The organism is Butyrivibrio proteoclasticus, from assembly GCF_900115735.1.
Classification (GTDB): domain Bacteria; phylum Bacillota; class Clostridia; order Lachnospirales; family Lachnospiraceae; genus Butyrivibrio; species Butyrivibrio proteoclasticus_B.
Map to the genome: position 1 here is coordinate 1 of NZ_FOXO01000010.1, position 1,603 is coordinate 1,603.

At 47.5% G+C, this 1,603-nt stretch carries 1 protein-coding gene; it reads right to left on the minus strand.

The window, feature by feature from the left end; genetic code table 11:
* Positions 1-1,367, minus strand: a 1,367-nt coding sequence (locus BM146_RS19840; RefSeq protein ID WP_242949364.1) for a chitobiase/beta-hexosaminidase C-terminal domain-containing protein, incomplete at its 3' end; no start/stop codon positions are given.
* Positions 1,368-1,603 lie beyond the last annotated feature (236 nt).

Genomic DNA, 1,603 nt, shown 5'->3' on the forward strand with positions numbered 1-1,603 from the left:
ACTGAGCTGTCCGTCATTCCATCCTTAACAGCGATTGCCTTGATGGTCGTGGTCTCACCTACAGCGATTGCGCTGCTGTATTTTGTGCTTGAAGAAGATGGATCGCTTCCATCTGTTGTGTAATAGATTTCTGCACCATCTGTTGTACATGAAATTATTACGCTCTGTTCTCCTGTATATGTGCCTGCTTCAGGTGAAAATGTAGGTGTTGCTACTTTCTGCTTTTCTGTGAAAGTATAAGTAAATGTCGTTGCTTCCGTGATAGTCGTATCTGCCGGGTTCTTGTCCCAGCTTCCGCCTGTGTAACCTTCAGCCGCCTTCATGCCGGTAGGCACGCTTGCAGGCTTAGATCCACTTTGAACAGTCTCCGTCTTGTCTGTTGTGCTATTATCCGACCATGTTCCATGGACTACCTTATAGGTTACCGTGAAAGATGGTGCAGTATACCCCGCAATCGTCAGTTCCTGATTGCCAGATACATTGGTCGTATCAGTTTCCTTATAACGCACATAATAGGTTCCTGGAACAAGGCCTGTGATATCACTACCTGTTCCGGCAGTCCATTCTGCAGCACCCGACTTTTGATATTCCATTGCAGTTGTAACGCCGGTGAGTTTTCCGTCGTTATTGTCTGCGGTCGTACAGTTTACTGCAGCTGCTAATGTAGGTGCAGATGGTGTTGTTTTTTCTGTCGGAGCTATCAAGGTGATTTCAGTATCCGCGGTCGGCGTTCCAGAAACCGTAATTTGTGTATAGCTGTTGCGAGTCACTCCGATTCCATTGACGGAAGCAACGCTGTAATCTGTAGGAAAATAATAACCGGAATCTGCTGTATAAACCACGTCTGTTATCGCAACAGATACGGTCTGTGATTCTGCTCCGGAATCTGTGGTTTTGGTCATGTTGTCGCCTGCGGTGACGTTAACACTATATGTAGCCGCAGGCGTAGCGTAGCCATAGACCTCAATCTTTTTTATACCCTTACTTTGCATTTTGCCACCATCAATGGGTGTGCCATTTACTTGCGGCGTCTTATCCGCTTCTGTGGTTTCAACTACAAAGGGAGACGAACTGTCTGTGGCAGTGCGATCGGCATCGTCATAAAATACGCATTTGGTGATGGTGTATCCTTTGGCAGCATTGACGGTGGCCGACCAACCGTATCCCCACCATCCCCAGTTAGCGAGGTATGCTGAGCTCCCTCCTGCAGTATAACTGAATGAAACGGTTGCTACATTCGCCGTACTGTAGTTTGCTTGCTCTTTGGCTATTGCTGTAATGGTGGTTAGCGGTGGTTCAGTATCTTCTGCATACGCCGTCAGCCCCATCCCCGGCATCAGCCCGAGAACAAGAGCCAGCGTGAGCAAAAAGCTCAGCAGCTTCCTTCCTAATTTTCTTTTTTGTTTCATTACAAATTCCCTCCTAGAAAATAATTTTTATATAAAAAGACCGCCGAACCTGACAGGGTATACTTACCCCGTCAGAATCCGACGGTTATCCATCACGAATGTTGTATTCAGTTTCAAGCGCCTCGCAATCGCAAGACGCAAAAAGGGCGCAGTTAGCCCGCTGTGCTGTGCTGTGCTGTGCTGTGCTGTGCTGT